Raw genomic sequence first — 26,413 nt, 5'->3', positions numbered from 1 at the left:
CGGCGCGCCGGCTCATACATTTCCATCACGAATAGGACTTATCCGATTGCGGCGACAGGCTCGATAAATCTTTAATAGAAATAGGAACCATTCCTATTAAAAGGATTTCATCATGACCTCGCCGCACATCCGCTCCCGCGCCCTGCCGCCCCGCGCCAGTCTCTATTCCGCCTTCGCGGCCGCAACCGCCGCCACCCTGGCCGCGCCGGCCTATGCCCAAGGCGCCGCCGACGGCACGAGCGTGCAACTGGCGCCGGTCACGGTCAGCGGGCAGGCGGTCACGGGTTCCAAGACCGACGTTTCCGGATCGGCCAAGTACGCCGTGCCGCTGCTGGACGTGCCGCAGACCATCACCGTGGTGCCGCGCCAGGTGCTGGACGAACAGAACGCGCTCAGCCTGCGGCAGGCCCTGTCCAATGTCTCGGGCATCACCTTCAACGCGGGCGAAGGCGGCGGCGGTTCCGGCGACTCGATCAACATCCGCGGCTTCAGCGCCAACGCGAACATGCAGGTGGACGGCCTGCGCGACAGCGCGCAGACCAGCCGCAGCGACCTCTTCAACCTCGACTCGGTGGAAGTCATCAAGGGGCCCAACTCGGTCTTCGGCGGCTCGGGCACCACCGGCGGCAGCATCAACATGATCAGCAAGCAGCCCAAGTCCACGGATTCCACCGAGATCGCCGCGCGCCTGGGCACCGACCGCTACAAGCGGCTCACGGTCGACACCAACCAGACGCTGGGCAGCGAAGGCTTCGCCGCCTTCCGCCTGAACCTGATGGCCCATGGCAACGACGTGCCCGGCCGTGATCAAATCTACAAGCGCCGCTGGGGCGTGGCGCCTTCACTGACGCTGGGCATGAACGGACCGACGCGGCTGACGCTGAGCTTCCTGCACCAGACCGACGACAACCTGCCCGATTTCGGCGTGCCGGCGCTCTATGGCAAGCGACTCGACGGCGTCTCGCGGGAGTCCTATTTCGGCTGGCGCAACCTGGACAAGGAGAAGATTCAGTCCAACGCGCTCACCGCCAAGCTCGAGCACGACTTCTCGGCCGACCTCAAGCTGCAGAACCTGACCCGCTATTCCAGCCTGAGCCGTGACACGACCGTATCGGCCTCGCACGTGGATCTGCGCGGCATGCGGCCAGGCTACTACAAGCCGGCGGGCCCGCAGGGCTATGGCCGCGATTCCACCACCGAAATGTGGGTCAACCAGACCAACCTGACCAGCAAGTTCGACACCTTCGGCCTGGGTCATACGCTGGTGACGGGTTTCGAGATCTCACGCGAAACCTATGACCGCACGACCTACTCCTACAACATCAACCGCTACTATCCGGCGGGTGGCTTCGAACTGGCCCGTCCGCCCGGCCGCTGGGATGGCCCCACCAGCAAGAGCGCGTCCGCCCGCAACAAGACCAGCCTGGACACCAAGGCGCTCTATGCGATGGACACCATCGCGCTGGGACGGATGTTCGATGTCAGCCTGGGACTGCGCTACGACTGGATCGACGCCAAGTCGTCCAGCCGCCCCGTCGGCGGCGCGCGCCTGGATGTCGACAGCGCCGATCGCAAGCTCAGCACGCGCGTCGGCCTGACGTTCAAGCCCGCCGAGAACGGCCGCATCTATGTGGCCTATGGCACGTCCTTCAACCCGTCGGCGGAATTCCTGGTCACCACGGGCGGCGGCCTGGATGCCAGGAACAACAGCCTGGCGCCGGAAAAGAACCGCACGGTCGAGCTGGGCACCAAATGGGAACTGCTGGACCAACGCCTGGCGCTGGGCGGCGCACTGTTCCAGGTGGACAAGACCAATGCCCGCGAAGCGCTGGCCGATGGCAGCTACCTGCTCGCCGGCGCCCAGCGCGTGAAGGGCCTGGAGCTGAACCTGTCCGGCAAGGTCACGCCGCAGTGGGACGTGTACGCCAACTACACCTACATGGACAGCGAAACGCGCAAGTCGACCACCCAGCCGCTGCGCATCGGCCGCGCCCTGGGCAACACGCCGCGCAACTCCTTCAGCCTGTGGACCACCTATGCCCTGCCCGGCGGCTGGACGGTCGGCTATGGCGCGCGCGCCGTGGGCACGCGCAACGTCACCTCGCAGGGCGACGGCAAGCTCGACGCCTACTGGGTCCACAGCGTGATGGCGTCCTACGACGTGAACCGCAACCTCAAGCTGCAGCTCAACGTCGAGAACCTGACCGACAAGGCCTACGTCGAACGCGTGCGCCAGGTGGTGGGCAACGAGTCGCGCTCGTCCGCCATCGAGTACGGCGACGGCCGCTCGGCCATGCTGTCGGCTATCTACAAGTTCTAGGCCACAGACAGGAAGCCGCCGCGATGATCGTCCACGTACCCGGCGTGCTGGCCACCGGCCCGCTCACGAGCTGCCGGCAACTGCTGCAGCAGGCGGACTGGCAGGACGGCCGTGGCACCGCCGGCTTCCAGTCCGCCCTGGTGAAGAACAACCTGCAGCTGCCCGCCGATTCCGAACAGGGGCTGCAGGCCGCCGCGCTGATCGACCAGGGCCTGGCCCGCAATCCGCTCTTCATGTCGGCCGCGCTGCCGGCGCGCATCTTCCCGAAGCTGTTCAACGTCTACGGCGAAGGCCAGTCCTTCGGCCTGCACGTGGACAACGCCATCCGCTATGCGCCCGGCGCGACGTCCGGCATCCGCACCGACCTGTCGGCCACGCTGTTCCTGTCCGAGCCGGACAGCTACGACGGCGGCGAGCTGGTCATCCAGGACACCTATGGCGAACATGCGGTCAAGCTGCCGGCGGGAGACATGGTGCTGTATCCCGCCGGCAGCCTGCATCGCGTCACGCCGGTGACGCGCGGCATGCGCCTGTGCTCATTCTTCTGGATCCAGAGCATGATCCGCGACGATGGCCAGCGCGGGCTGCTGTTCGACCTGGACGGCGCCATCCAGGATGCCGGGCAGCAGCTGGGCGCCGGCCATGGCGTGGTGGTTCGCCTGACCGCCACCTACCACAACCTGCTGCGCCGCTGGGCGCATCCCTAGCGCCCAGCGTAGACCTCTCCAAAGCCCCCGGGCGCCGCCGACGCCGGCCACGCAGGTCGGCATTAGGCGGCGCCCACGCTCCGGCTGACCGCCATCTTGCGCCCGCCTTGCCACTTTCACGCACACGTCCCGAAATCTGTGTATAATCGCTGTCTTTGGTGAATGCCAGTGCGCAGCAAATCGCGAATAGCGGCCTGCGAACAATGAACGGCAAGCATCAAAATGCAGCAATGCAAACGCGGGAGTAGCTCAGTTGGTAGAGCGCAACCTTGCCAAGGTTGAGGTCGCGAGTTCGAGACTCGTCTCCCGCTCCAAATACAAAAAGGAAGCAACGGCCATCCCGCGCTTCCTTTTTTCTTGCAAGTGCTGGCGCAATGGCAGAGTGGTTATGCAGCGGATTGCAAATCCGTGTACGTCGGTTCGATTCCGGCTTGCGCCTCCAGCATCCTTTCCCTTCCCCCTGAGCATCTGGTTACCCATCCCTACCTCCGGTCAGGCGGATGATTGCTATGGTGTCGCCGTTTTCCACTGACGACACCACCATGCTCAAGAATATGGAATCCCGCGCGTCGGCGGGCCGCCGTCCCGCCGCGATCCTGTGGGTGCTATCCGCCGCCACGCTGATCGCCCTGGCGCCCCTGGCGGCCCGGGCCGACGACGACGATCACCACCACCGCTACAAGCGCGGTGAGTACAAAGAAAAGTACTGGGACGGCGCCTGTAAGGTCGAGCGCAAATGGAAGCGCAACGGCGACTACAGCGAAAAGCGCAAGTGCCGGGATGACGATGACGACCAGGGCTATGCTTACGGCTACGCGCCGCGGCCGGCCATGGTTCCCATGATGCCGGTCGCGCCCGCGATCGTGATCAACCCGCCCCCCATCGTGATCAGGCCCTGAGATGGATCAATCGGTGAAAGACGCCATCGCCCGCTGGCCCGACGTGCCGGCGGCGCACGGCTGGCTGTCGCTAGACGCGCGCGGCCGCTGGCGCTTTCACCCGCAGGGACTGTCCGCGCAGGGCGGCCCCGGCGAATCCATCACCAATCCCCAGATCCTGGATTTCATCGGCCGCAACTACACGCATGACGACGCCGGCCGCTGGTTCTTCCAGAACGGGCCGCAGCGCGTCTACCTGCGGCTGGACGCGGCGCCTTATGTGCTGCGCCTGGACGACGCTGGCCGGGCCCTGCTGACGCACACGAACCAGCCAGTCACGGCGGTCAGCGCCTGGTGGCTGGACGACGCGGGCAGCCTGTATGCCGTGACGCCCGCTGGCCCCGGCATCGTGCTGGACCGTGATCTGCCGGCGCTGCTGGACCAATTGCGCGCGCAAGACGGCGCCATGCCGCTGGACGCCCTGGCCGAACTGACACCTGGACAGCCGCCCCTGATGGTTGAATGCGCGGCTTATGGTCGGGCGCCGCTGCGCATGGCGACGCGCGCGGACCTGCCGCGGATCCTCGGTTTCGAACCCGCCGCTCCCGTAGCGGCAACCGCACACTCACCCGGCGACACCCCCAAATGACCAGCTTGCGCGATATCGGCCTGTCCCAAGGACTGATCGACCATCTTGCCGCCGATGATCAAAGCGGCCCGTTTGGATATCGATGCCAGCCTGCCCACTACTGGAAATCCTCGCCCATCGCCGAGCGCGATATCGTCGCTTTATGGGAAAGCGGCACCGTCCTCAACTATTTCACCGACGTGCCGCAAGCCCCGGCAGTCTACGAACAGTGGCGCCAGACATTCCCAGCCAGTAGCGCCTGAAGCCGGGACGGCGATCCAGGTTGCACGGCAGCCAGCCGCCGCCACCCCGGATGCGCCTCCCTCACGGGCATGGCCGCGCCTGACGCTCAGCCTCGCTGGCCCGGCTTGAGCGCGAACTTACCGTCACCCAGCAGCGCCAGCACGGCCGCCACCACGGTCAGGAAAATCGGGTACTCCCAACCGCCGCCCGTATTGCCGAACCCCCAGCCATTGCCGAAATGCACGGTCGACGCGACGAACAGCTGCACCACCGCGATGGCGGCGACCCAGCGCGGCCACACGCCCAGGATCAGCAGCACGCCCGCGGCGACTTCGAAGATGGTCACGGGATAGGCCAGCCAGCCGGCGAAACCGATCTTGGCGAAGAACTGCGCCGTGCCCGGCAGCGTGTACACCAGCAGCTTGGTCAGGCCGTGGGCCAGGAACATGACGCCCAGCGCCACGCGCAGCAGCAGCGCCGCATAGGGCGCGGTACGGTTATCGATCATTGCGTTCTCCTTGTCTGGAACATGAATCGCCCAGGACGGGAAGATTCTTGATGGGCGCCATTTTTGCGATTCCTAAAACAAAGATAAACATGCAAAATCGCAAATTATTGTTCCCAAAAAGGAAACAATCTTGGATACGCATACCGCCATGCAGACCTACGCCAAGGTCGTGGAACTGGGCTCCTTCGCCGCCGCCGCGGACAAGATGGGCCAGGCCCGCTCCGTGGTGACGCGCCAGATCGCCTATCTGGAACAAAAGTACGGCGTGCGGCTGCTCAACCGCACTACCCGCAAGCTCAGCATGACGGACGCCGGACGCGCCTTCTATGAACGCGTGCGCCCGATACTGGCCGAGGTGGCGGACCTGGAGCAGGCCCTGCAGGCCGAAGGCCAGCGCCCCAGCGGCCGGCTGCGCATCAGCGCCCCCGTGTCCTTCGGCATCCTGCACCTGGGGCCGGCCATCGCCGAATACCTGCAGCAGTACCCGGACGTGGTCATCGACCTGGACCTGAACGACCGCGTGGTGGACCTGGTGGAAGACGGCTACGACGTGGCCGTGCGCATCGGCCCATTGCAGGACTCCTCGCTGGTGGCGCGGCCACTGGCGCCGCAGCGACTGCTGGTCTGCGCCTCGCCCGACTACCTGCGCCGGCATGGCACGCCGGCCACGCCCGAGGACCTGAAGCTTCACCGCTGCCTGCACTACGCCTACGCCAGCACCGGCAACGAATGGCATTTCGAGAAGGACGGACAGGTGAGGCTGCTGCGCGTGAACGCGGCGCTGCGGGCCAACAACGGCGACGTGCTGCGCACCGCCGCGCTGGCCGGGCATGGCGTCATCCTGCAACCGGAGTTCCTGGTTGGCGAGGACGTGCGCGCCGGCCGCCTCACCGAGATCCTGACGGACTACACGAACACCTCCATCGCCATGTATGCCGTGTATCCGCACCGCCGCTTTCTGTCCCCAAAAGTCCGCTCCTTCGTCGAGCACCTGGAGGCGCGTTTCGCCGCGCCCCGCCCGATGCCCGCCCCCGGCGCAGCGAAGCGCCGCAGCCGGTAGAATCCCGTCCATGACCGCAAAATCGCCCATCGAGTATTTCCCCGCGCCGCGCCGGGCGCGCTTCTGCAGCCAATGCGGTTCGCCCGTGAACCGCCGCGTGCCCGAAGGCGACAACCGCGAGCGCGACATCTGCGACCATTGCGGCGCGATCCACTACCAGAACCCCCGGCTGGTGGTCGGCACGGTTCCGGTCTGGGAAAACCGCGTGCTGCTGTGCCGGCGCGCGATCGAGCCGCGCTACAACACCTGGACGCTGCCGGCGGGCTTCATGGAATTGGGCGAAAGCACCGCGCAGGGCGCGGCGCGCGAAACGCTGGAAGAATCCGGCGCCCGCATCGAACTGGGCGAGATCTACACCATCATCGACGTGCCGCAGATCGAGCAGGTGCATGTGTTCTACCTGGCGCAGGCGCTGGGCCCCGAGCTGGATCCCGGCCCCGAAAGCCTGGAAGCGCGCTACTACGACGAGGCCGAGATCCCGTGGGACGATCTGGCCTTCCGCACGGTGTCCAGCACCCTGCGCCGCTACTTCGAAGACCGCAAGCATGGCGCCTTCGGCCCGCATCACTACACCCTAGAATCGCACCGTTGAAGCTGCCCTGGCTCGCCGCAGACACGCCGTTTCCGCCCGCGGAGTTCGCGCTGACGGAACCGGACGGCCTGCTCGCGGCCGGCGCCGACCTGTCGGTGCAGCGCCTGACCCAGGCCTATTCCAGCGGCATCTTCCCCTGGTACTCGGAAGGCGAACCCGTGCTGTGGTGGAGCCCGGATCCGCGCATGGTGCTGGAGTGCGCGCATTTCTCGCCCTCGCACTCGCTGCGCAAGCTGCTGCGCCAGATCGCGCGCGACGAGCACGCGGCCACGCCGCGCGTGCAGGTGCGCGTGGACACGGCCTTCGCCGAGGTCATGCGCCAATGCGCGGCGCCGCGCGACGGGCAGCCCGGCACCTGGATCACCGCCGCGATGCAGGAAGCCTACCTGGCCTGGCATCAGGCCGGCGTCGTACACAGCATCGAAACCTGGATCGACGGCGAACTGGCCGGCGGCCTGTACGGGATCAGCCTGGGGCGCATGTTCTACGGCGAATCCATGTTCACCCGCAGCACCGACGCCTCCAAGATCGCCCTGGCCTACCTGGTGCGACACCTGACGGCGCAAGGCGTGGCGCTGATCGACTGCCAGCAGCAGACCCGCCACCTGGCCAGCCTGGGCGCCCGCCCGATCGCGCGTTCGAAGTTCCTGCAACACGTGCGCGCCGCCACCGCGCAGCCGTCGCTGGCCTGGACGCCCGGCTGGCTGGACAGCGCCGGCATGCTGCATCCGCTCGCCCGCAAGGACGAGCCGGAATCCGCCGCTTAAGCGTTAATATGTAGCCGTCCCACGCGGGCCCGCCCGCGCATCCCGGGCATCCCATGAGCCAGCTAAAAGAATTACCCTTCTCCACGCTGCAGTTCTACGCGACCGCTCCCTACCCTTGCAGCTATCTGCCGGGTCGCCAGGCCCGGTCGCAAGTGGCTGCGCCCGGCCACCTGATCAACGCCGGCACGTATTCCCAGCTCGTCGAGCAGGGCTTTCGCCGCAGCGGCCTGTTCACCTACCGTCCCCATTGCGACAACTGCCAGGCCTGTGTGCCGGTGCGCGTGGACGCCGCGGCCTTCGCACCCAACCGCAGCCAGCGCCGCGCCTGGCGCGACCACCAGCCGCTGCAGTCCTTCGTGGCCGAGCTGGCCTGGTCGCCCGAGCATTACCGCCTGTACACGCGCTACCAGCAGGGCCGCCATCCCGGCGGCGGCATGGACGAGGACAGCCGCACCCAGTATGCACAGTTCCTGCTCACCAGCCGCGTCAACACGCGGCTGGTGGAATTCCGCGATCCCGCGGGCGCGCTGGTGATGGTGTCCATCATCGACGTGCTGGACGATGGCCTGTCCTCGGTCTACACCTTCTACGATCCGGACGTGCCCGGCAGCCTCGGCACCTACAGCATCCTTTGGCAGATCGAGCAGTGCCGCACGCTCAACCTGCCCTGGCTGTACCTGGGCTATTGGATCGCCGAAAGCCGCAAGATGTCCTACAAGGCCAGCTTCCACCCCGCGCAGTTCCTGGTGGACGGGCAATGGCGGGACGGCCCGCCGGCGCCGACGGCCTGAGCGGCGGCGGCGGACGGGCCGCCTCAAGACAAATTACAATCCCGCCTCATGTCTATCCTCTTCCACGCCTATCCCCTGGCCCGCCCGGCGCTGTTTGCCATGGACGCGGAAACCGCCCACGAAGTCACCTTGTCCGGGCTGCAACGCGCCTATGAGTGCGGTGCCACGCGCAAGCTGCTGCACGCGCAGCCGCAGGCGCCGACCACGCTGATGGGCATGCGGCTGGCCAATCCCATCGGCCTGGCCGCGGGGCTGGACAAGAACGGCGCCTACATCGACGCGCTCGGCAACCTGGGTTTCGGCTTCATCGAGGTCGGCACCGTGACCCCGCGCGCGCAGCCCGGCAACCCCAAGCCGCGCATGTTCCGCCTGCCGCGCGCCAATGCGCTGATCAACCGGTTGGGCTTCAACAACCAGGGCCTGGACGCCTTTCTCGCCAACGTACAGCGCAGCCAGTGGCGCAAACAGGGCGGCATCCTGGGGCTGAACATCGGCAAGAACGCCGACACGCCCATCGAGCGCGCCGCCGACGATTACCTGATCGGCCTGGCAGGCGTGTATCCGCACGCCGACTACGTGACGGTCAATATTTCCTCGCCCAACACCAAGAACCTGCGCGCGCTGCAGGGCGGCGACGAGCTGTCAGCGCTGCTGGCCCAGCTGGCCGACAAGCGCAAGGCGCTCGAGGACCAGCATCAGCGCCGCGTGCCGATGGCCGTGAAGATCGCCCCGGACCTGACCCAGGAGCAGATCGACGCCATCGCCGACACGCTGCCGCGCCACGGCATCGATGGCGTCATCGCCACCAACACCACGCTGTCGCGCGATGCGGTCGCGGGCATGGCCCACGCCGAGGAAGCGGGCGGCCTGTCGGGTGCGCCCGTGCACGAGCTGTCGCTGGCGGTGATCCGGCGCCTGAAGGAACAGTTGGGAAGCCGCATGGCCATCATCGGCGTGGGCGGCGTGCTGTCCGGCAAAGCGGCCCAGGAAAAGATGCAGGCCGGCGCCGACGCGGTGCAGCTCTACACCGGCCTGATCTATCGCGGCCCGGCGCTGGTGGGCGAATGCGTCAAGGCGGTCGCCGGCGCGCGCTGAGCGCCCCGCGATCCCGGCCTGCACGGGCCGGGGCCTCGCCCCCCTCTTGGGCCGAAGGCACGCAAATCGCAGGCAAAAAAGTGCCGGTGTCAATTCTTTCGCGCAAATCAAGAAGGACTTGAAACCGTATATGGGACAGTAGGTTAGCTCCTTTCGGGGCCGCTTAGAAGAAGAGCGGCGTTGTCGGCTAGGAGCGACATAGGAGCGTTGGGAGAGAAAGCCGCATCGCACTGTGTAGTGCTGGATTGCCGAGGAACGGCGGGCCTGTCGCATCATCATAGCCCAACAGGCTCGGCGGCATCCAGAATGAAGAACGCGCAGCCTGGGCTGCGCGTTCGATGGATGCCGTTGAATAGCATGCGGTGCAATCATGGCGGCTTCGGTGGTGTGCTGCGGGTCGCCGTGCCCTTCCTGAATCCTCGATCCCCCGCCATGAACGCTTCCAGCATATGCGGGATCAGCGTCGCCGCATCAACGGCCTCGCCATACGCCTGCGCGTGTAGCGCGGCGTAGCGGTCGAGGTCGACTTTCAAGCTGGTCGGGCAAACGAAAGTCAGCTTGGTGCTCTCGGTCTTCGGCAGCGGGCCGAGCCGCAGCTTCTTGGTCGTGCTCATCGTGAAGTCCCCCGGTTGAAGAACAGCGGCTGGTACGGCCGCAGCACCAGATCCCGGTTGACGATGATGCGAACCGGCAGGCCCGGCCGTTGCGTTAAGGTCGGCTGGATGTTGAGGTTGCGCCGGGTCATCTCCTGGCCGACCTGATTGATGCTGTCCTGCGCGCTGTCGCGCCCAGCGATGATGACGCGATCACCATCCTGCCGGTTCTCCGGCGCGGCCAGCTCGGCACCGACGCCCAGCAGCGTGGTGAGTGCCGCACCGGCAAAGATGCGGCCCCAGTGGTAGTCCACATCGTCCTCCAGCCCGGCATAGCCGGCTGGGTCGGTGCCGGCCAGGTTGTCGAGCGTGAGCGAAGACGTGTCCGGCAGGATGATCCGGTTCCAGACGACTTGAACGCGGCTCTGCCCGTAGCTGACCTGGCTGTTGTATTTGCCCAGGATGCGCGAACCCTGCGGAATCAGCAGGAAGCGCCCGGTGGCTGTGTCATAGACCGGCTCCGTCACCGTGGCGATCACGTCGCCGGGCAAGTCCGACTTGATGCCCGTCACCAAGGCACCTGCGACCACTGTTCCGGCCATAACCTGATACGGCGAAATTGGCAGAGTCAGATTGCCGGAATTACGGGTTTCAGTGGGGCCAGCTTTCATGAAAGCCTCTTTCTGGTCTTGCCGGTTTTGCACCGCTGTCGGGTCAGCAGGTTGGGCCGCCGTGGAGGCCGGCCCGGCCGCCAGCGGGTCAAACGCCGCATTGGCGGCGAAGCCCGGCGCAGCGGCCACCTGTGTCTGCGCTACCGGCGCCGCATTCTGCCCACCCGAGCGGAAGAACACGGACGAGGCCGCGGCCGCCTCGGCTTCTTTTCGCAGGGCATCGTTCGGGTCGTGACCGGGGGCCGCGTAGGCAGCCGTCGCCGGTTGCTGCGACTTCACGATAGCCGGGCCAAGATCGCCCGGCAGCGGTGGCCCTAGTTCGGGAACGGCAGGCAGCAACGCCGGCGGCAGCTTGGAATAGTCCGTCGGCAGCGCATCCAGTCCTTCCGACTTTGACACGCGATCGACGTTGTAAAGCTCGGTCTGCTCGCCTGTGCTGCGTCGATGAGGTTGCAGCGACCACATCAGCGCGCCGAGCACGGCGACCGCTAGGACGCCGGCAAGGATGGCCAGCGAGCGCCGGTTCAGGCGTGTGACTGGACGCGGCTGGGCGCGCAGCGCCACTGCCTCCGGCGCCACCTTGTCCGCCTGCGGCGCGGCAAGGTCGGGAGTGTCATCCTGGCTCATGGTCAGTTCCTCCGTGCAACACCATCGGTGCGCTCGATCCGCACCACGTCGCCGCCATCGCCGCCCAGCCGCAGTTCGGCCGCGCCGAACAGGCGATCCACGACGTAGTACGGCGAGCGAAAACGGTAGTTCACCAGTTGCCCGTCGCCCTGCGCGCCGATGACAAACAGCGGCGGCAGCTCGCCCTGGGCGATGCCCGGCGGGAACTGGATATAGACCTTCTCTCCATCATCGAAGGCGCGCAGAGGCTTCCACGGCGGGTTGCTGCCCGATACCGCGTAGCGGAAGCGGATCTTGTCCAGCGACAGGCCCGTATCGACAGGCGTTGTTGCCTGCGCTGCCTGCGCCTGGCGCTGCAACGCGAGCATTCGGTCTTTCGGATAGTCCCAGGACACCGACGCCATCCATGCCCTCTCGGTCGAGGTCAGCTCCAGCAGGTAGGTGCGCCGACTGGTGGTGATGACGAGATTGGTTTTCAGACCGGAGCGGATAGGCTTGACCAGCACATTGACGCGCAGATCGGCCCCGCCGCCGCTGGACGTGTCGCCCACGATCCAGCGCACGGTATCGCCGGCGGCGACCGTTACCAGTTCCTCGCCCGGTTGAAGCGAAACCACCGTCACGCGCCCCGGCGACGCATAGACCTGATAAAGCGCGCCATCGGTGAACGGCCACACCTGAATCGCGTTGACGTAGCCCTCACGGGTAGGCGCGATACGCGCTTCTGCATTGGCACGGGAAACGCGCACCTTTTCGTCGGCCGGCTCCGGCGCAACGGGGGCCTCATCGAGTTCCGGCAGGGGCTTCAACTGCGCCGGCAGCGCCAGCGGTTCAGGGACGGCGACGACTTCGACGGGCTTGGGCGGTTCGGGCAACGGCTGGGCCAGCACCGTCTCGTCGAGCGAGATGGATGGCGGCGGCTTCCCCTGCGAGGCGCAGCCCGCGAGGGCCAGCAGCGTCAAAGGAACAACGTAAAGGCGGAAACGAAGTTTCATGGTTTGGCTCCTTCGGAAGAATCCAGTTCGCGGCTCCATGACAGGCCGTTGACGTAGATACCCAATGGGTTCTTGAGCAGGCGCTGTTCAGTACGCGGGGTTTGCAGGACGGTCGAAAGCACGGCGTTCCAGCGTTCGGTGCCGGCGGGCGCACCGTTGACATAGCGCTGCTCTGTCCAGCGCACGTTGAAAGACGTGTCGCTCGCGCGAACCACGCTGGTGATTTGCACCGTTACCGATTCCTTGCCGATGCGGGCGAATGGGTCATTGGTGCGGGCGTAGTCGTTGAGCACCGCCGCGCCCTTGTCGGTGGTGTAGTCGTAGGCATCGAGCCAGTTCTGCCGCACCACGATGGGGTCGATGGACAGCGAGCGAACCAGCGTCACGAAGCGCGCCAGGTGGTGCGCGATCTGCGCGTCGCCGGGCCGGTACGGCGTGGCGGCCTCTCCCACGGCGCGCACCTGCCCGGCTTGATCGACCTCGATGACATAGGGCGTCACGATGGACTGCGCCGAGCGCCACACCAGGCCGCCGGCCATCAACAGCGCGAGCACTAGGCAGCCGAAGGCCATCAGGCGCCAATTCTTCGCCTGCACGCGGGCGGAGCCGATACGGTCGTCCCACACCTGGGCGGCGGCTTGATACGGGGTGGCAGGCTGCGGCGTATCGGCGTAGCGCACCTGCGGTCGTTTGAATCGCATGGGTGTTCTCCTTGAAGGTTAGGTATCGGAATCCCGCAGGCTCGGGCCTTGCCCGGAGCCGCCGCCGTCGCCGCCGCGCAGCGTGTGGGCGGCAGTGGTCGCGGCATGGGTAGCCTGCTGGCGGCGGTGCATCCGCTTGGCCCAGGCCGGTTGCTGTTGCTTCTGCGAGCCTGCGGTGCCGTCTGCGGTCTGGCCGGGGCCAGCACCGTCGCTGCCGGCTTCTGTGCCGTTCCAGCCAGCGCGGAAGGAGTCGGCCACCTTCTGCCCAACAGCGGAAGCACCAGAGGTGACGCTGCGGCCTGCGGCTTGTGCGCCAGTCTTGGCGACATTGCCGAGGCCAGCCGCCGCGCCCTTGGCACCGCCGCCGGCCGCAGCGGAACCGGCCTGGAACGCCGATCGGGCACTGCCGGCCGCCGAAGTCGCGGCACGCGCACCGGCACCGGCCAGCTTTGCGGCCGCCGGGGCCATTCGTGCCCCGGCCATGACGGCGCCGCCCACGCCCGTTACGGCGGCGCCGATGGCAACGCCGGTGCCGACAGCCCCGACCGCAGCACCAGCCATCGCGCCCGCACCAAGCTGTGGCGCACCGGACACCAGGCCGGTGGCGATACCGGGGCCGAAAATGCCCAGCGCCAGCAGCGCGAGCGAGGCCAGCATCACGACCAGCGCGTGGTCGATGGATGGTTCGTCGGGATGCACCTGGAACTCGGCGAACAGGCCTGAACCGATGCCGACGATGACGGCCAGCACCAAGACCTTGATGCCTGACGACACCACGTTGCCTAGCACCTTTTCCGCGAGGAACGAGGTCTTGTTCCAGAGTGCAAACGGGATCAAGACGAAGCCGGCGAGCGTAGTCAGTTTGAACTCGATCAGCGTGATGAAAAGCTGTACGGCCAGCACGAAGAAGCAGAGGATCACCACCAGCCAGGCGATGAACAGAACCACGATAGGGTCGATGTTCACGAACACCTCGGGGAACCCAGCCATGTCCCCGATCTGTTCCAGAATCGGCGCGGCTGCGTCGATGCCGGTCTTCGCCAGCCGGCCCGGCTGAAGGAAGTTCTCCATCGTGATGGCCGAGCCGGTAGCGGTAATTCCCAAGCCGGCGAACGAGCGGAACACGATGCTCGCCAGCCAGTTGAAGTTGCCGATGATGTAGGCGAACGCGCCGACACAGAGCACCTTGCGCAGCAGCTTGGCGATCACGTCGTCGCCCTGGCCGGTGGCGTGGCTCATGGCCCAATACAGGCCAGCGATCGTCATGTCGATGACGATGAGCGTGGCGGTGAGAAATGCCACTTCGCCCTGCAATAAGCCGAAGCCCGAGTCGATGTAGCGCGAGAACGTATCGAGGAAACGGTCGATGATGGTCACGTCGTTCATGGCGAATCCTCGGGCGGAGTGAGCGGAACGGCGCCCTCTGGCAATTCATCTGCGGGCGTATCGAAGCTCGGCGGAATCGGCGGGAGTTCAGCCAGCGAGTTGTATTCATCCGGCCCGGTATGGCCGGCGAAGAAGCGCCGCCGGAAGGCTTCAGCGGCGGCGCGGCAGGCATCCTCGCCCACGGCCTGCCGGTCGGCCGCGCATTGCCCGCGCAACGCCTTGAGCCGCACCGGATCTGCGGCCAGGGCGTCGGCCAGGTTCTCGGCCGGCTGCTGGCCGCACGCGGTCAGCAGCACGGCCATCAGGACGGAAGCGCATCGCATGGCCGCCTCCGGTCAGTTGTTATAGAAGTTGACGGACTGCGGCGTGTACGGCGTGCCGGTGCCCAGAAAGCGCCGCCGCACTTCGCGGGCGCGCTCCATAGCCGCCGCTTGCCGCGCCAGTTCCAGTGAAGCGGCCCGGTCTTGCGTGATCTGGAGCTGCTGCGCCTGGATCGACTGCTTGGCCTGCAAAGCCAGGAGCTGGTTCGTCGCCTGCATCGCTTGCAGCGCGCCGGTGGCCGACTGGCTCTGGCTCACGAGATCGGCCAGCGCGCTTTCGTCTTGGGCGAGGTTCTGCGACACCTGCGCCTGCATCCGCATCGCGGTGTGCAAGCCGTTCAAGGTGTTCTGCCAGCGTTCGCGGGCGTCCTGTGCCATGCGGTCGCCGCTGATGGTGGCGGCGTACTGTTCCGGGTACAGGCGGGCGAACGTGGCATCCATGCTCTGCACGTCGTAGGCCAAGCCGCGCGCCTCGGCGATCAGGCGCTCGGTGGTGGCGAGCGTCGAGCGCAGGCGGTTGACGATGTTGAAGTCGAGATTTGCCAGGTTCCTGGCCTGGTTCATCAACATCTGCGCCTCGTTCTGAAGCTGGTTGATCTGGTTGTTGATCTGTTCCAGCGTGCGCACGGCGGTCAGCGTGTTCTGCACGAAGTTGGACGGGTCGAACACCGTCAGCGCGGATGCGGGCTGCACGGCCAGCAGCGATACCGACAGCACGGCAGCGAGTGAGACAGAGAGCAAACGGGGCTTGGTCTTCATGGTGAAACCTCCAGCGGTTGAGAAGCGAGAAAGGAAGCTGCCGCCGGAGCGGACGGCAGCAGGTCGGCGGCCCAGCCGAGGCCGCGATGGCGCAGCCACGCGCCGGCGAAGCCGGGAGCGCCGGCCTGCGTCAGCACGCGGTCAATATCGCGTTGGTCTTGAGGGGTGGATGCGCCCGCGAATGCGAGCGCGACAGGCCCCAGGTCGAGGTCGAACAGGCGATTGCCGAGGCGCGACTGGTAGTAGTAATCGCGCTTGGGCTGTGCGGTCGCCACGATCTCAATCTGGCGGCTGTTCAAGCCGAAGCCTTCGTAGATCGTGCGAATCTGCGGCTCGGTGGCCTGCGGGTTAGGTAAGAAGATCCTGCTCGCGCAGCTTTCGATGATGGCTGGCGCGATGGTCGAGTCCTTGATGTCGGCCAGCGACTGCGTGGCAAAGATGACGCTGACGTTCTTTTTTCTGAGCGTCTTGAGCCATTGCCGGATGCGGGCCGCGAAGGACGGCTCATCGAGGAACAGCCACGCTTCATCGAGGATCAGCAGCGTGGGCGCGCCGTCAAAACGTTCGTCGAAGCGGGCGAACAGGTAGCGCAGCACTGCTTGCACGGCGGCGGGGCTGTGCATCAGTTCTTCCATCTCAAAGCCCTGCACGTCGGCCATGCCCAGCCGGTCGTGGTCAGCGTCCAGCAGCTTGCCGTGGGCGCCGCCCAACACATAGGGCGCGAGCGCTTGGCGCAGCGCGTTGGACTGCAATAACACCGACAAGCCGGTCATGGTGCGCTGCTCCACTGGCGCACCGGCAAGGCTTCGCAGCGCCGACCAAATGGCAGCCTTCTCGTCCGGGCCGACCGTCACGCCTTCGTGCAGCAGCCGGCCCTCCACCCATTCGGCGGCCCAGGTGCGGTAGCCCTCGTGGGCTATTCGCGCGAGTGGCTGGAAGGCGATGCCGCCATCGGCACCGAGGTCGTAGTGCTCACCGCCAAGGCCGAGGATGGTGGCGCGCATCGAGCGCCCCATGTCGAAGGCGAAGATCCGCGAGCCGAAGTAGCGCCGGAACTGCATGGCCAATATGGCGAGCAGCACCGACTTGCCCATGCCGGTCGGCCCGGCGACAAGGGTGTGCCCCACGTCGCCGATGTGCGTCACCAGCCGGAACGGCGTCGCGCCATCGGTGCGGGTGACGATCAGCGGCGGGCCATCGAGGTGTTCGTTCTTCTCCGGCCCAGCCCATACCGCTGACATCGGCATCATGTGCGCCAGGTTCAGCGTCGAAACGATGGGCTGACGCACGTTCGCGTATGCGTTGCCGGGGACGGACGACAGCCAGGCATCGACTGCGTTGAGGGTTTCGGGGATGGTCACGAAACCCCGGCCCTGGATGACGCGCTCCACCATGCGCAGCTTCTCGTCGGCCACGGCCGGGTCGGCGTCGAGCACCGTCACCGTGGCGGTGAGGTAGCCGAAGGCGACTTGATCGCTGCCCAGCTCCTGCAAGGCGGCATCGGCGTCGGCGGCCTTGTTGCTGGCATCGGTATCGACCAGCGGGCTTTCCTGCTGAAAGATCGTTTCGCGCAGCAGCGCGATGACGTTCTTGCGCTTGGCGAACCATTGGCGCCGCAAGCGCCCCAATTCCCGTTCCGCCTCGGCTTTGTCCAGGCACAGGAAGCGCGTACTCCAGCGATACGCAAAGCCCAGGCGGTTGAGGTCGTCCAAGATCCCCGGCCAGGTCGAGGTCGGGAAGCCTCGTACCGACACCACGCGCAGGTGCTGATCGCCCAGCATGGGCGCCAGGCCGCCGACCAGCGCGGCATCGGCCAGCAGTGCGTCGATATGGAACGGCACGTCGGGCACGCCGACGCGATAGCGCCGCGTGGAGACTGTGGCATGCAGGTAGGTCAGCGTCTGGCTATCGTCCAGCCAGGCAATCTCCGGCATCACACCATCGAGCAGGTCGAACACGCGATCGGTCTCTGCCACGAAGGAATCAAGCCGACCACGCCAGTCCACACCCTCAGTGGGCCGGTTCTCGTACAGCATCCCAGCCGCACGGGCGCGAGACTCTTGCGGCGGTAGGTGTTGCAACGTGAAGTGATAGACGCTCTCGAAATGGCCATCCGACTCCTCGAACGCCGCGCGTCGCTCCTCATCCACCAGCCAGGACAGTGGTTCGGGAAAGGAGGATTGCGGATAGCTCGATGCCCGCATCCGCTCGGCCTCGATATAGAAGGCCCAGCCAGACCCGGTACGGCGAAGCGCGTTGTTCTGCCGCGCCGACGTGGCAATCAGCTCGCCCTGTGTCGCACTGTCCAAGTCGGGGCCGCGAAACTGGAACGTGCGTTGAAACGAACCATCTTTGTTCAGCACAACGCCCGGCGCGACCAGCCCGGCCCAGGGCAGCCAGTCGGCAAGCAAGGCCGGGCGCTGACGATATTCGGCAAGGTTCAGCATGGCGTCCTCCCCTCACACGTCCAGAAGCGGGCGGTGTTTGATATGCCGCGCGAAGACCTGCATGAACTGCGGATCGACGCGCGCACCCCATACGGCCAGCGAGTGGCCGACGATCCAGAGCACCACGCCGGGAATCCACAGTTGCAGGCCCAGCCCGACGGCGGCGGCTAGCGTGCCGTTGGCAATCGCCACGGTGCGCGGCGCACCGCCCAGCAGGATCGGCTCGGTCAGCGAGCGATGCAGCGGCACTTCAAAGCCCGGAAGATCGGTGGCCTTACTCATACGACGGCCCCTCCGGAGAAGCTGAAGAACGACAGGAAGAACGAGGACGCGGCGAACGCGATGGACAGGCCGAACACGATCTGGATCAGCTTGCGAAAGCCGCCGCTGGTATCACCGAACGCCAGCGCAAGCCCCGTCGAGATGATGATGATCACCGCCACGATCCGGGCGACTGGCCCTTGGATGGATTCGAGGATGGAGGTCAGCGGCCCTTCCCACGGCATCGAGGAACCGGCGGCCTGCGCCGTGCCCGCCAGCAACAGCATCAGCGCGGCCAGCAGCAGCCCTTGCCCTGCGGGACGGGCCAGGTGGCGCAGCCGCGCCATGCTGGACAGGCGAGAAATAGGATTTACGGAAAGACGGAAAGCATCAACGTGCGTCATGGCAGTTCTCCAGGTTGGTCAGGGGTCGAGGAAGGCGCAGCGGCAGCGGCTGCAAGAGGAACCGGCGGCAGCTCGGGAAACGGCGTTTCCAGCGCATCTGTCAGGCGATAGCCCGCACCGTCGAAGCCGACGACACGGGAGATGGTTTCGACGTGACGTTTGCGGCCACGGCCTGCGATGTGAATCACCACGTTGACCGCCTCGGCGATCAGGGCGCGGGGCGGATTCACTGCCACTTCGAGGATCAGTTGCTCCAGACGCAGCAGTGCGCCCAAGGCGGAGCCGGCATGGATGGTGGCAATGCCGCCGGGGTGGCCGGTGCCCCAGACCTTCACCAAGTCCAGGGCTTCGCCGCCACGCACTTCGCCGACGATCACGCGGTCAGGCCGCAGGCGCATCGTGGCCCGCACCAGCTCGGTCATTGTGACGACGCCGGCGCGGGTGCGCAGCGGCACATGGTCGCGGGCCGCGCATTGCAGCTCGATGGTGTCTTCGAGCACCAGCACGCGGTCGCCTGTGGCGGCGATCTCGGCCAGCAGCGCGTTCGCCAGCGTGGTCTTGCCGGTGCTGGTGCCGCCGGCGATCAGGATGTTCTGCCGCTCGCGCACGGCGCGGCGCAGGAACTCGGCCTGCCCGGCGGTCAGGATGCCGTCGGCCACGTAGCGATCCAGGCCGATGATGCTCACGGCCCGCTTGCGTAGCGCGAAGGCTGGCCCCGGGGCGGCCGGAGGCAGGATGCCCTCGAAACGCTCGCCGGTTTCCGGCAACTCGGCGGTCAAGAGCGGCTGGCCGCGATGCACCTCCGCGCCGACATGCGCGGCGACCAGGCGGATGATGCGTTCACCATCGGCCTCGGGCATCTCCACGCCCAGCGGCGAGCGACCCGACGACAGCCGATCCACCCACAGGGTGCGATCGGGGTTGAGCATGATTTCCACAACATCCGGATCTTCGAGCGCAGCGGCGATCAGCGGCCCCATCGCCGTGCGCAGCATCTGGATGCGGCGATCCTGGGACGCCGCGGCGGATGAGCGAGATTCAGGCGGAATCTGCGGAACGGCACTCATGACGCACGCTCTGCAGCTCGCTCATCGGCGGACGCCATCGCTGCTGCGTCATCCATCCGCATCGGATCGGGGTGCAGTTCCTCCACCACGTCGCGCACCAGACTGCGGCCACGCAGCAGGTGGCGACCCAACTGCTCGACGAACTGCTCGAAGCGCGCTTTGCCCTGGGCGCGGGCCGCGTCCTTGTGGGCTTCTGGCACCGGCGTGCTGATGGTCAAGAAATAGCGGATGAACAGCGCCAGCGTTTCGATCTGGATGTTCTGGTCGCGCTCCATGCGTTCGGTCTGCCGCGACAGTCGATCCAGCCGCTTGGCAATGGCGGCCTCACGCTGGTCGCCCGCATCGGGTGACAGCCAGGACGCCAAGGCCGCTGCGACGATGGAGGACTTGGACACGCCTTTCTTGGCGGCAAGTTCATCCAGGCGCTTGGCGTGCTCGGGCTGGATGAAAAGATTGAGGCGGTATTGGCTCATAGGTCGATTCCGTCGTTGGGGTCGAGAGAAGCCAGCCGGGCCGTGCGCTGCATGGCCGGGTCGAGCTGGCCGGGAAGCGGGAGCGCCAGGTCGTCGTCATCGAGCAGCTCCAGGTCGTTCGCACACGCGTCCAACTCGGGCTCGTAGGCGACGGTTTCGGAGAGTTCGAGCTGGCGGCGCGGGCCGCCGTCATCGGTGCCGCCCGGACCATCGGCGGATACCGAGGTCGGCGCCGTAGGTACGGCCGGGATCGCCAAGCCGCTCCAGTCGTCGGGGCGGGCTGGCGGCGCGTCGGCGTACCTCCCGACTGCGAGCACGGGCGGTGGCAGGACGCGATCCTTGAAATTGGCGTCGACGTAGTAACGCAGCTTCTTCGCGCGGATCGGGGCAACGCTGGACACCATGACTACGGCGTCCTCAGGTGGAAGCTGCATCACCTCGCCGGGCGTCAGCAGCGGACGTGCAGTTTCCTGACGCGACACCATCAGGTGCCCCAGCCACGGAGCGAGGCGGTGGCCCGCGTAGTTGCGCTGCGCGCGAAGCTCGGTGGCGGTGCCGAGGGTTTCGGAAATCCTTTTCGCCGTCCTTTCGTCGTTGGTGGCGAAAGTCACCCGGACATGGCAGTTGTCGAGGATGGAATGGTTCTGCCCATACGCCTTGTCGATCTGGTTCAGGCTTTGAGCGATGAGAAAGCTGCGGATGCCGTAGCCGGCCATGAAGGCAAGCGCGGACTCGAAAAAATCGAGGCGACCCAGCGCCGGAAACTCGTCCAGCATCAGCAGCAGCTTGTGCCGGCGCGCGATGCCATCGCTGCCGTCGAGCGATTCGGTCAGCCGCCGCCCGATCTGGTTCAAGATGAGCCGGATCAGCGGCTTGGTGCGGCTTATGTCGGAGGGCGGCACCACCAGATAGAGCGATACCGGGTGCTCGGCGGAAATCAGGTCGGCGATGCGCCAATCGCAGCGCGATGTGACTTCGGCCACGGTCGGGTCGCGGTACAGGCCGAGAAACGACATGGCGGTGGAGAGCACGCCCGATCGCTCGTTGTCCGACTTGTTGAGCACTTCGCGGGCAGCGGATGCGACAACCGGGTGAGGCGCATCGCCCAGGTGCTTCGTCGTCATCATCCGGTGCAGCGTCAGCTCGAACGGACACGCCGGGTCGCTGAGGAAGTTGGCGACGCCGCGCAGCGTCTTGTCCTCGCCTGCGTACAGAACATGCAAGATTGCACCGACCAGTAGCGCGTGGCTGGTCTTCTCCCAATGATTGCGCTTCTCTAACGCACCTTCAGGGTCAACCAGAATGTCGGCGATGTTCTGCACGTCGCGCACTTCATGTGCGCCGCGCCGGACTTCAAGCAGCGGGTTGTAGGCGGCCGACTGCCTATCGGTGGGGTTGAAAAGCAGGCAGTGCGAAAAGCGCGAACGCCAGCCCGCCGTGATCTTCCAGTTCTCTCCCTTAATGTCGTGAATGACGGCGGACGCCGGCCACGAAAGCAACGTAGGCACCACCAAGCCCACGCCCTTGCCCGAGCGCGTGGGTGCGAAGCTCAGGACATGTTCCGGCCCCTCATGTCGGAGGTATTGGTCGTCGTGTTGGCCGAGGAAGACGCCCGCCGGGAGGGTCAGTCCAGCTTTGCGGATGTCGACGGCATCGGCCCAGCGTGCCGAACCATAAGTCGTAACCAGCCGCGACTGCCGAGAACGCCATACCGACATGGCGATGGCGACGAGTAAAGCGAACAAACCGCTACCACCCGCAATCGCACCGCCTGTGTCGAAGACGTGCGGCGCGTAGGCATCAAAGAAGAACCACCATTCGAACAAGCGCCACGGGTGATAAACCGGTACACCTAGAAGATCGAACCAGGGCGATCCGAGGCGTACTTGATAGCCAAGGGTCGCTGCTGTCCATTGTGTGGCGCCCCAGACGCCGGCGATCACGATGCCGATTACCACAGCGATCTGGCCGAACAGAACGTTCGTCCCTTGCATGACCTGTCCTCCGATTTCTCCTGCGCTGGTGTCTCATTGAAAGCGTTGCACAGGGGGTGTCGCAGGCGTCAGGATCGGTTCTGGGCTAGTGCCGGTCAAAGACCGTTCGCAGCACAATGGTCGAGGGAAAAGAAAGAATGAGCGCGGTGGCGAGTCAAAGAAAAGCGCCGCAAGCGAAAGCGCACTGCGGCGCATACAGAGTTCCAAGCAAGTTACCCAAAAAAAGCCGTCAATGGGCCTTGCTTCCACTCATAGGCAATATTTAGATATCATGAAAAACGATGATATTTAAGATTGGAATAAAAATGAAAAATATCAAGAGTATGGATCTCAACTTGCTCAAGGCGCTGGACGCATTGTTAGACGAACGCAATGTGACACGGGCGGCGGCCCGTCTGGGACTAACCCAGCCGGCCTTGAGTGGCATGCTGACGCGGTTGCGCGAGAGCTTCGGTGACCCGCTTTTCGCGCGCTCGCAGCGGGGTATCGTTCCAACGCAGCGGGCGCTGGATCTAGGGATGCCTGTCAAGCAGGTGCTCGCCGAAATCGACGCGCTGCTCCAGCCACCTTCCTTCAATCCGGCCACCGCACAACTGACCTTCTCCATCGCCGCGACGGACTATGCGCTGCGTGCCGTTGCTGTCCCATTTCTATCGGCACTTAAACGGCACGCACCGCGTGTACGAGTCTCATTAGTGCCAGTCGAGAGCGGGCAGCTACAGAACCAGCTTGAGCGCGGTCAGATCGATTTAGCCCTCCTGACGCCAGAGATCACTCCGCCAAATCTGCATGCCCGAGAGCTGTTCAAGGAACACTATGTGTGTGTCCTGCGGGAAGACCATCCTGCGGCTATGGGGCGCAAGCTGACCGTTAAACAGTTCTGTGCTCTCGACCATGCGCTTGTTTCCTACGATGGTGGAGGTTTCCGCGGCGTCACCGACGATGCGCTAGAACAGTTGGGCAAACGACGCAGCGTCACACTGTCGGTCAAGAGCTTTCTGATCTTGCCAGACATCCTGCGTGCCAGTGACATGGTTGCGATCTTGCCGAGCCGCTTGGTCGCCGGTATGGACAAGCTGGCTATCTCCCTGCCGCCGGTGAAGATACCGGGGTTCACCAAGACGGCTGCTTGGCACGAACGCACCCATCACGATCCAGCACATCGCTGGATACGAGCACTGCTGTTCACTTCCTGTGCTAACAACAAGTAGGCAAGATCGCTCCTATCGTCATGCTCAGCACAACTCTACCTCGCACTACAAATAAGCAATCAGTCGGCTCAATTGGAGACGCGCCCTTTCGTAGCGCCGCTGCGAGATAGCCTAGTCGGTGGATGGCAGAACCTAGGCCTTGATATCATATTTTATGATATCAAAAATAGAAACTTAGGATTTCACTTATTGCAGATGGAGGCTCATGATTTGCTCCATGACCACTTGAATGACGCAGCCACCCCTGTTGCGTCATCGACATTTTGTGAAGGAGCTTCGATATGAGCAAGCAACAGAACGCCATCCTCTGGCCCGAAGGCTACACGCCGGGCTTTACTGAGAATTTCGCCTCCAATGAGATCATCGCCGCCGGCTTGAGCGCGGCCGACGTATGGCCTCTACTCGTCACACCATCGCTGTGGCCAAGCTACTACGCCAACTCGGCTAACGTGTGCTTTCATGACGGCAAAGGCCCGGTACTGGCCGACGGCGATCGGTTTTACTTCGAGACCTTCGGCTTCCCGGTAGAGGGGCAGTGCAACGAATACGTGCCACCTGCGGATGGGCAACCCGGCCGCGTGGCCTGGCACGGCTGGTCCGGCGAGGAAGGCACAGATACGCGCCTGGATGTGCATCACGCCTGGCTGGTTGAGAACCTGGACGGCAGGCGCGTGCGCATCCTCACGCAGGAAACTCAGAAGGGCAAACCGGCCGAGGAGCTGCACAACGCCAAACCCAACCCGATGATCAACGGCCATCAGGACTGGCTCGACAGCTTGGTCGAGGCAGCGCGCAAAGCCAAGCAGGCGTAGTGGTCTCCGGCCGCTTGATCCCAAGCGTCTGAACGGAGAAAACCATGATGAGAACTCCCCTCAGGATTCTGCTGGTCCTGACTTCGCAGGCAACGATGGGCGACGAACTGCTCAACCGCGAATGGTTCCGCAGTCGGACCGAAGCGAAGGTGCTGATCGAACGTTGGCGACAGTTCTACAACGAGCAGCGGCCGCATAGCGCGCATGCTTACAAACCGCCGGCGACGATCCGGCGCAACTGGATCCAATCCGATAGCATCCCCTCCGAACTCACTGCCTGACTGGCTACAAAGTTCGTACTCAGGTCACCTTGGCGCAGGCACTGAAGGTGGAGCCACCCGGAATGGGTGCTCCCACCGCCTTACGCGCACTGGCTCGAACTCTCCCGAGGCGCCGGCAAGCTCGTCACATAGCGACTAGAGAGAGGAGGTGACCGTACGAGTTCCCAGCGCCCGATCCACTCTGGGAGCTGGGTCGCCTAGCGACTACGCTACCAATGGAGCTAGCGATCAACTCGATAACTTGAGCGTGATAACGCCCAGGATGATCAACGCCACGCCAAGGTATCGCATCAGGGAGGTTGGGTCGCCATAGAAATGAATTCCGACTAAGAAAGTTCCCGCCGCTCCGATACCCGTCCACACCGCATAAGCAGTCCCAATCGGTATCTGACGCTGAGCAAGCCATAGGAAGGCGCCGCTAATTGTCATGAAAGAGACGGCTACTGCGACCCCACTCCAACGCGATGTTGGCTCTTGCGCCATTTTCAGCCCGACCGGCCATCCGATTTCAAACAATCCAGCCAAAACAAGATAGATCCAACCCATTGCGATTCTCCTTCAAATTTTTCATATCCGGCATACATACTCCGGCATGACCACCAGCTTAGAACTTCGGCGGCTCTTTAGGCGTGGTGTGGGGCACATCGCCATCTTCGTAAAAGCGCTTTCGCGTAGCCTCGGCAACCCGGTTACATAGTTGGTCGCCCAGCATTGGTCGATCCAACTTGCATTGCTTGCGCAACTCTTTCAGACGCTCAGGATTGAGCGCTAATTCATCGACTGTCGGAAGGTTGGCTTTATCTGGTTTCCCAGATGGGCTGCAGGCTGCCAATGTCGAGGAAAGCAATATGAGAGCAATCTTCTTCATGGTTAATTTTCTTTGGGAGATTGTGTGATGGTTTACCGCCGACCTTTGGCATCTGGAGATTTGATCGAATGAACGCGTTCCATGAAGCGAGTCAGCATTTCTGACGGCTCGCTGGCCGGCCGTAGTAGATAGGTCGTGAGCATTGGCGAACGTCCAGTCAGCGGCCGTGCGACCACCCCCTGTTCCCTGCTGGCTGTGATATGCGCGCCTCCTGTGAGGCCTAGTGCAAGTCCCGCCGAAACCAGGACCATCATTAGATCGCTGGAAGTCACGCGTTCGGCAATCAGTGGCTCTATGTCCACGCGACGTAGCACCCGTTCAACTTGCCGAGCATGGCCCTCACACGCCACCGCGTCGCAGAGCACCAGCGGATACCGCAACAGCTCTTCTAGGGGAATCTGTTTGTGGGATAGCAAGGGGTGCCGTGCGGGCACAGCTACCATCAGAGGGTCACTCCACACCGGCACGGCGATGATGCCTTCGCCGACTTCATCCGATTGAGCGAAGCCGAGATCGTACAGTTCGCCACACAATCCCTTGATTTGCTGTGCCAAAGGCACCTCGAAGAAGCGAACTTCCACTTCCGGCTCTTCCTGCCGGCAGAGCGCCAACAACGCAGGCAGGCGCGATGGCGTGATTCCATCAGACAATGCAATACGGAGCTGGCAATGAAAGCCATTGGCTGCGGCGTTCACACTGTCGCGCGCCTGCTGCAAAGCTGCGAAGACACGCGGCACGCTCTCAAAGAAGAGCCTGCCCGCACGAGTCAAGCGGGTGCTCCGAGTGGTTCTCGCAAATAGCGCTACGCCCAACTCTTCCTCAAGTTCCTTGATGGCGCGCGACAGCGGCGATGTCTCTATGTGGAGGCGCTCTGCGGCTCGGGCAAAGTGCAGCTCCTCTGCCACCGCCAGAAAGTAGCGCAGGTGTCGAATTTCCATGTTCGCATTCCTCATC

General features: G+C 64.7%; 29 protein-coding genes, 2 tRNA genes and 1 pseudogene. 15 read left to right on the top strand and 17 right to left on the bottom strand.

Annotation, left to right across the window (positions count from 1 at the left end; genetic code table 11):
- Window positions 1-112: 112 nt before the first annotated feature.
- From AC6LJ5_RS03665 to AC6LJ5_RS03635, 7 genes are all read left to right on the top strand, one after another.
- Window positions 113-2,320: a TonB-dependent receptor gene (locus AC6LJ5_RS03665; protein ID WP_498139840.1), complete on the top strand. Its 2,208-nt coding sequence runs from the start codon at window positions 113-115 to the stop codon at window positions 2,318-2,320.
- Between the two features lie 23 nt (window positions 2,321-2,343).
- Window positions 2,344-3,027, top strand: coding sequence for a Fe2+-dependent dioxygenase (locus AC6LJ5_RS03660; RefSeq protein ID WP_498139839.1), 684 nt, complete (start codon window positions 2,344-2,346; stop codon window positions 3,025-3,027).
- Window positions 3,028-3,265: 238 nt separating this feature from the next.
- Window positions 3,266-3,341, top strand: a tRNA-Gly gene (locus AC6LJ5_RS03655).
- A gap of 54 nt (window positions 3,342-3,395) precedes the next feature.
- A tRNA-Cys gene (locus AC6LJ5_RS03650) sits at window positions 3,396-3,469 on the top strand.
- Between the two features lie 100 nt (window positions 3,470-3,569).
- A complete protein-coding gene (locus AC6LJ5_RS03645) occupies window positions 3,570-3,926 on the top strand; it encodes a hypothetical protein (protein ID WP_498139838.1) in 357 nt (118 codons plus the stop codon).
- 1 nt (window position 3,927) lies between these two features.
- Complete coding sequence (locus AC6LJ5_RS03640; protein ID WP_498139837.1) at window positions 3,928-4,554, top strand: DUF2946 family protein; 627 nt, start codon at window positions 3,928-3,930, stop codon at window positions 4,552-4,554.
- Window positions 4,551-4,796 (top strand): hypothetical protein, encoded by a 246-nt coding sequence (locus AC6LJ5_RS03635; protein ID WP_498139836.1) that lies wholly within the window; start codon window positions 4,551-4,553, stop codon window positions 4,794-4,796. The genes AC6LJ5_RS03640 and AC6LJ5_RS03635 overlap by 4 nt, the downstream gene beginning before the upstream one ends.
- Window positions 4,797-4,882: 86 nt before the next feature.
- Here the strand turns inward: AC6LJ5_RS03635 and AC6LJ5_RS03630 are convergent, their stop codons facing one another.
- Window positions 4,883-5,284 (bottom strand): DoxX family protein, encoded by a 402-nt coding sequence (locus AC6LJ5_RS03630; RefSeq protein ID WP_392410641.1) that lies wholly within the window; start codon window positions 5,282-5,284, stop codon window positions 4,883-4,885.
- Window positions 5,285-5,414: 130 nt separating this feature from the next.
- Between AC6LJ5_RS03630 and AC6LJ5_RS03625 the strand changes: the two genes are divergently transcribed.
- Genes AC6LJ5_RS03625 through AC6LJ5_RS03605 form a run of 5 tightly spaced genes read left to right on the top strand, consistent with a single transcriptional unit; the run spans window position 5,415 to window position 9,589 of the window.
- Window positions 5,415-6,344: a LysR family transcriptional regulator gene (locus tag AC6LJ5_RS03625; protein ID WP_498139835.1), complete on the top strand. Its 930-nt coding sequence runs from the start codon at window positions 5,415-5,417 to the stop codon at window positions 6,342-6,344.
- 10 nt (window positions 6,345-6,354) lie between these two features.
- Entirely contained in the window at window positions 6,355-6,936 is a 582-nt protein-coding gene (locus AC6LJ5_RS03620) for an NUDIX hydrolase (RefSeq protein ID WP_103272700.1), read from the top strand.
- Entirely contained in the window at window positions 6,933-7,703 is a 771-nt protein-coding gene (gene aat / locus AC6LJ5_RS03615) for a leucyl/phenylalanyl-tRNA--protein transferase (RefSeq protein ID WP_392410643.1), read from the top strand. Before AC6LJ5_RS03620 ends, aat begins: the two co-directional genes overlap by 4 nt.
- Before the next feature lie 53 nt (window positions 7,704-7,756).
- The gene (locus tag AC6LJ5_RS03610; RefSeq protein WP_103272698.1) at window positions 7,757-8,494 is read left to right on the top strand and encodes an arginyltransferase; all 738 of its coding nucleotides are present in this window, start codon (window positions 7,757-7,759) and stop codon (window positions 8,492-8,494) included.
- A gap of 48 nt (window positions 8,495-8,542) precedes the next feature.
- Window positions 8,543-9,589: a quinone-dependent dihydroorotate dehydrogenase gene (locus tag AC6LJ5_RS03605; protein ID WP_103272697.1), complete on the top strand. Its 1,047-nt coding sequence runs from the start codon at window positions 8,543-8,545 to the stop codon at window positions 9,587-9,589.
- 368 nt (window positions 9,590-9,957) lie between these two features.
- On the opposite strand, the gene AC6LJ5_RS03600 is transcribed toward AC6LJ5_RS03605, so the two are convergent.
- The 13 genes from AC6LJ5_RS03600 to AC6LJ5_RS03540 are packed head-to-tail and all read right to left on the bottom strand — an operon-like array spanning window position 9,958 to window position 22,287.
- Entirely contained in the window at window positions 9,958-10,203 is a 246-nt protein-coding gene (locus tag AC6LJ5_RS03600) for a DUF2274 domain-containing protein (protein ID WP_000108283.1), read from the bottom strand.
- Window positions 10,200-11,480, bottom strand: coding sequence for a TraB/TrbI/VirB10 family type IV secretion system protein (locus AC6LJ5_RS03595; protein ID WP_003092274.1), 1,281 nt, complete (start codon window positions 11,478-11,480; stop codon window positions 10,200-10,202). The genes AC6LJ5_RS03600 and AC6LJ5_RS03595 overlap by 4 nt, the downstream gene beginning before the upstream one ends.
- A gap of 2 nt (window positions 11,481-11,482) precedes the next feature.
- Window positions 11,483-12,475, bottom strand: a complete 993-nt coding sequence (trbG, locus tag AC6LJ5_RS03590) for a P-type conjugative transfer protein TrbG (protein ID WP_000776560.1) — start codon at window positions 12,473-12,475, stop codon at window positions 11,483-11,485.
- A complete protein-coding gene (trbF, locus tag AC6LJ5_RS03585) occupies window positions 12,472-13,176 on the bottom strand; it encodes a conjugal transfer protein TrbF (protein WP_001211312.1) in 705 nt (234 codons plus the stop codon). The genes trbG and trbF overlap by 4 nt, the downstream gene beginning before the upstream one ends.
- Window positions 13,177-13,194: 18 nt before the next feature.
- Window positions 13,195-14,562 carry a P-type conjugative transfer protein TrbL gene (gene trbL, locus AC6LJ5_RS03580; protein ID WP_023093366.1) on the bottom strand — a complete coding sequence of 456 codons (1,368 nt, stop codon included), beginning with the start codon at window positions 14,560-14,562 and terminating at the stop codon, window positions 13,195-13,197.
- Window positions 14,559-14,885 (bottom strand): hypothetical protein, encoded by a 327-nt coding sequence (locus AC6LJ5_RS03575; protein ID WP_014603538.1) that lies wholly within the window; start codon window positions 14,883-14,885, stop codon window positions 14,559-14,561. The genes trbL and AC6LJ5_RS03575 overlap by 4 nt, the downstream gene beginning before the upstream one ends.
- A 12-nt stretch (window positions 14,886-14,897) precedes the next feature.
- On the bottom strand, window positions 14,898-15,641 hold the full coding sequence (gene trbJ, locus AC6LJ5_RS03570) for a P-type conjugative transfer protein TrbJ (RefSeq protein WP_003092277.1): 744 nt from the start codon (window positions 15,639-15,641) through the stop codon (window positions 14,898-14,900).
- Window positions 15,638-18,088 (bottom strand): conjugal transfer protein TrbE, encoded by a 2,451-nt coding sequence (trbE, locus tag AC6LJ5_RS03565; RefSeq protein WP_000933135.1) that lies wholly within the window; start codon window positions 18,086-18,088, stop codon window positions 15,638-15,640. Before trbE ends, trbJ begins: the two co-directional genes overlap by 4 nt.
- A gap of 12 nt (window positions 18,089-18,100) precedes the next feature.
- On the bottom strand, window positions 18,101-18,370 hold the full coding sequence (locus AC6LJ5_RS03560; protein WP_003092280.1) for a VirB3 family type IV secretion system protein: 270 nt from the start codon (window positions 18,368-18,370) through the stop codon (window positions 18,101-18,103).
- Window positions 18,367-18,753, bottom strand: a complete 387-nt coding sequence (locus AC6LJ5_RS03555; protein ID WP_000150010.1) for a TrbC/VirB2 family type IV secretion system protein — start codon at window positions 18,751-18,753, stop codon at window positions 18,367-18,369. Before AC6LJ5_RS03555 ends, AC6LJ5_RS03560 begins: the two co-directional genes overlap by 4 nt.
- Window positions 18,750-19,820, bottom strand: coding sequence for a P-type conjugative transfer ATPase TrbB (gene trbB, locus AC6LJ5_RS03550; RefSeq protein WP_023093367.1), 1,071 nt, complete (start codon window positions 19,818-19,820; stop codon window positions 18,750-18,752). Before trbB ends, AC6LJ5_RS03555 begins: the two co-directional genes overlap by 4 nt.
- Window positions 19,817-20,293, bottom strand: coding sequence for a ribbon-helix-helix protein, CopG family (locus AC6LJ5_RS03545; RefSeq protein ID WP_000085131.1), 477 nt, complete (start codon window positions 20,291-20,293; stop codon window positions 19,817-19,819). Before AC6LJ5_RS03545 ends, trbB begins: the two co-directional genes overlap by 4 nt.
- Window positions 20,290-22,287, bottom strand: a complete 1,998-nt coding sequence (locus AC6LJ5_RS03540; RefSeq protein WP_001163195.1) for a conjugal transfer protein TraG — start codon at window positions 22,285-22,287, stop codon at window positions 20,290-20,292. Before AC6LJ5_RS03540 ends, AC6LJ5_RS03545 begins: the two co-directional genes overlap by 4 nt.
- A gap of 305 nt (window positions 22,288-22,592) precedes the next feature.
- Here AC6LJ5_RS03540 and AC6LJ5_RS03535 point away from each other — a divergent pair, with 305 nt between their 5' ends.
- The 3 genes and pseudogenes from AC6LJ5_RS03535 to AC6LJ5_RS03525 all read left to right on the top strand — a co-directional run.
- Window positions 22,593-23,498: a LysR family transcriptional regulator gene (locus tag AC6LJ5_RS03535; protein WP_023093368.1), complete on the top strand. Its 906-nt coding sequence runs from the start codon at window positions 22,593-22,595 to the stop codon at window positions 23,496-23,498.
- Window positions 23,499-23,779: 281 nt separating this feature from the next.
- Window positions 23,780-24,310: an SRPBCC family protein gene (locus AC6LJ5_RS03530; protein WP_000043569.1), complete on the top strand. Its 531-nt coding sequence runs from the start codon at window positions 23,780-23,782 to the stop codon at window positions 24,308-24,310.
- A 101-nt stretch (window positions 24,311-24,411) separates the two neighbouring features.
- Window positions 24,412-24,591: pseudogene (locus AC6LJ5_RS03525) on the top strand (integrase core domain-containing protein); the annotation flags it as partial.
- Window positions 24,592-24,819: 228 nt separating this feature from the next.
- On the opposite strand, the gene AC6LJ5_RS03520 reads toward AC6LJ5_RS03525, so the two are convergent.
- From AC6LJ5_RS03520 to AC6LJ5_RS03510, 3 genes are read right to left on the bottom strand one after another with little or no spacing between them, the layout of a single operon-like run.
- The gene (locus AC6LJ5_RS03520) at window positions 24,820-25,137 is read right to left on the bottom strand and encodes a DMT family transporter (protein WP_000539741.1); all 318 of its coding nucleotides are present in this window, start codon (window positions 25,135-25,137) and stop codon (window positions 24,820-24,822) included.
- A gap of 58 nt (window positions 25,138-25,195) precedes the next feature.
- A complete protein-coding gene (locus tag AC6LJ5_RS03515; protein WP_000717310.1) occupies window positions 25,196-25,459 on the bottom strand; it encodes an EexN family lipoprotein in 264 nt (87 codons plus the stop codon).
- Between the two features lie 32 nt (window positions 25,460-25,491).
- Window positions 25,492-26,397 carry a LysR family transcriptional regulator gene (locus AC6LJ5_RS03510; protein WP_000405670.1) on the bottom strand — a complete coding sequence of 302 codons (906 nt, stop codon included), beginning with the start codon at window positions 26,395-26,397 and terminating at the stop codon, window positions 25,492-25,494.
- Window positions 26,398-26,413 lie beyond the last annotated feature (16 nt).

The sequence above is a fragment of the Achromobacter sp. 1011791174 genome (assembly GCF_059760925.1).
Note: the sequence above shows the minus strand (reverse complement) of the source record. Positions and strands in the feature narration are given on the sequence as shown.

Bases quoted from the DNA above. Each gene is read 5' to 3' on its own strand.
- AC6LJ5_RS03630 (WP_392410641.1), bottom strand. From the start codon at position 5,284: ATGATCGATAACCGTACCGCGCCCTATGCGGCGCTGCTGCTGCGCGTG.
- AC6LJ5_RS03555 (WP_000150010.1), bottom strand. From the start codon at position 18,753: ATGACGCACGTTGATGCTTTCCGTCTTTCCGTAAATCCTATTTCTCGC.
- AC6LJ5_RS03640 (WP_498139837.1), top strand. From the start codon at position 3,928: ATGGATCAATCGGTGAAAGACGCCATCGCCCGCTGGCCCGACGTGCCG.
- AC6LJ5_RS03515 (WP_000717310.1), bottom strand. From the start codon at position 25,459: ATGAAGAAGATTGCTCTCATATTGCTTTCCTCGACATTGGCAGCCTGC.
- AC6LJ5_RS03600 (WP_000108283.1), bottom strand. From the start codon at position 10,203: ATGAGCACGACCAAGAAGCTGCGGCTCGGCCCGCTGCCGAAGACCGAG.
- AC6LJ5_RS03660 (WP_498139839.1), top strand. From the start codon at position 2,344: ATGATCGTCCACGTACCCGGCGTGCTGGCCACCGGCCCGCTCACGAGC.
- AC6LJ5_RS03540 (WP_001163195.1), bottom strand. From the start codon at position 22,287: ATGCAAGGGACGAACGTTCTGTTCGGCCAGATCGCTGTGGTAATCGGC.
- AC6LJ5_RS03545 (WP_000085131.1), bottom strand. From the start codon at position 20,293: ATGAGCCAATACCGCCTCAATCTTTTCATCCAGCCCGAGCACGCCAAG.
- trbJ (WP_003092277.1), bottom strand. From the start codon at position 15,641: ATGAAGACCAAGCCCCGTTTGCTCTCTGTCTCACTCGCTGCCGTGCTG.
- AC6LJ5_RS03610 (WP_103272698.1), top strand. From the start codon at position 7,757: ATGAGCCAGCTAAAAGAATTACCCTTCTCCACGCTGCAGTTCTACGCG.
- trbL (WP_023093366.1), bottom strand. From the start codon at position 14,562: ATGAACGACGTGACCATCATCGACCGTTTCCTCGATACGTTCTCGCGC.
- AC6LJ5_RS03510 (WP_000405670.1), bottom strand. From the start codon at position 26,397: ATGGAAATTCGACACCTGCGCTACTTTCTGGCGGTGGCAGAGGAGCTG.
- trbE (WP_000933135.1), bottom strand. From the start codon at position 18,088: ATGCTGAACCTTGCCGAATATCGTCAGCGCCCGGCCTTGCTTGCCGAC.
- AC6LJ5_RS03595 (WP_003092274.1), bottom strand. From the start codon at position 11,480: ATGAGCCAGGATGACACTCCCGACCTTGCCGCGCCGCAGGCGGACAAG.
- AC6LJ5_RS03635 (WP_498139836.1), top strand. From the start codon at position 4,551: ATGACCAGCTTGCGCGATATCGGCCTGTCCCAAGGACTGATCGACCAT.
- AC6LJ5_RS03665 (WP_498139840.1), top strand. From the start codon at position 113: ATGACCTCGCCGCACATCCGCTCCCGCGCCCTGCCGCCCCGCGCCAGT.
- AC6LJ5_RS03620 (WP_103272700.1), top strand. From the start codon at position 6,355: ATGACCGCAAAATCGCCCATCGAGTATTTCCCCGCGCCGCGCCGGGCG.
- AC6LJ5_RS03530 (WP_000043569.1), top strand. From the start codon at position 23,780: ATGAGCAAGCAACAGAACGCCATCCTCTGGCCCGAAGGCTACACGCCG.
- trbF (WP_001211312.1), bottom strand. From the start codon at position 13,176: ATGCGATTCAAACGACCGCAGGTGCGCTACGCCGATACGCCGCAGCCT.
- trbB (WP_023093367.1), bottom strand. From the start codon at position 19,820: ATGAGTGCCGTTCCGCAGATTCCGCCTGAATCTCGCTCATCCGCCGCG.
- trbG (WP_000776560.1), bottom strand. From the start codon at position 12,475: ATGAAACTTCGTTTCCGCCTTTACGTTGTTCCTTTGACGCTGCTGGCC.
- AC6LJ5_RS03520 (WP_000539741.1), bottom strand. From the start codon at position 25,137: ATGGGTTGGATCTATCTTGTTTTGGCTGGATTGTTTGAAATCGGATGG.
- AC6LJ5_RS03645 (WP_498139838.1), top strand. From the start codon at position 3,570: ATGCTCAAGAATATGGAATCCCGCGCGTCGGCGGGCCGCCGTCCCGCC.
- AC6LJ5_RS03605 (WP_103272697.1), top strand. From the start codon at position 8,543: ATGTCTATCCTCTTCCACGCCTATCCCCTGGCCCGCCCGGCGCTGTTT.
- AC6LJ5_RS03535 (WP_023093368.1), top strand. From the start codon at position 22,593: ATGAAAAATATCAAGAGTATGGATCTCAACTTGCTCAAGGCGCTGGAC.
- AC6LJ5_RS03560 (WP_003092280.1), bottom strand. From the start codon at position 18,370: ATGAGTAAGGCCACCGATCTTCCGGGCTTTGAAGTGCCGCTGCATCGC.
- AC6LJ5_RS03575 (WP_014603538.1), bottom strand. From the start codon at position 14,885: ATGCGATGCGCTTCCGTCCTGATGGCCGTGCTGCTGACCGCGTGCGGC.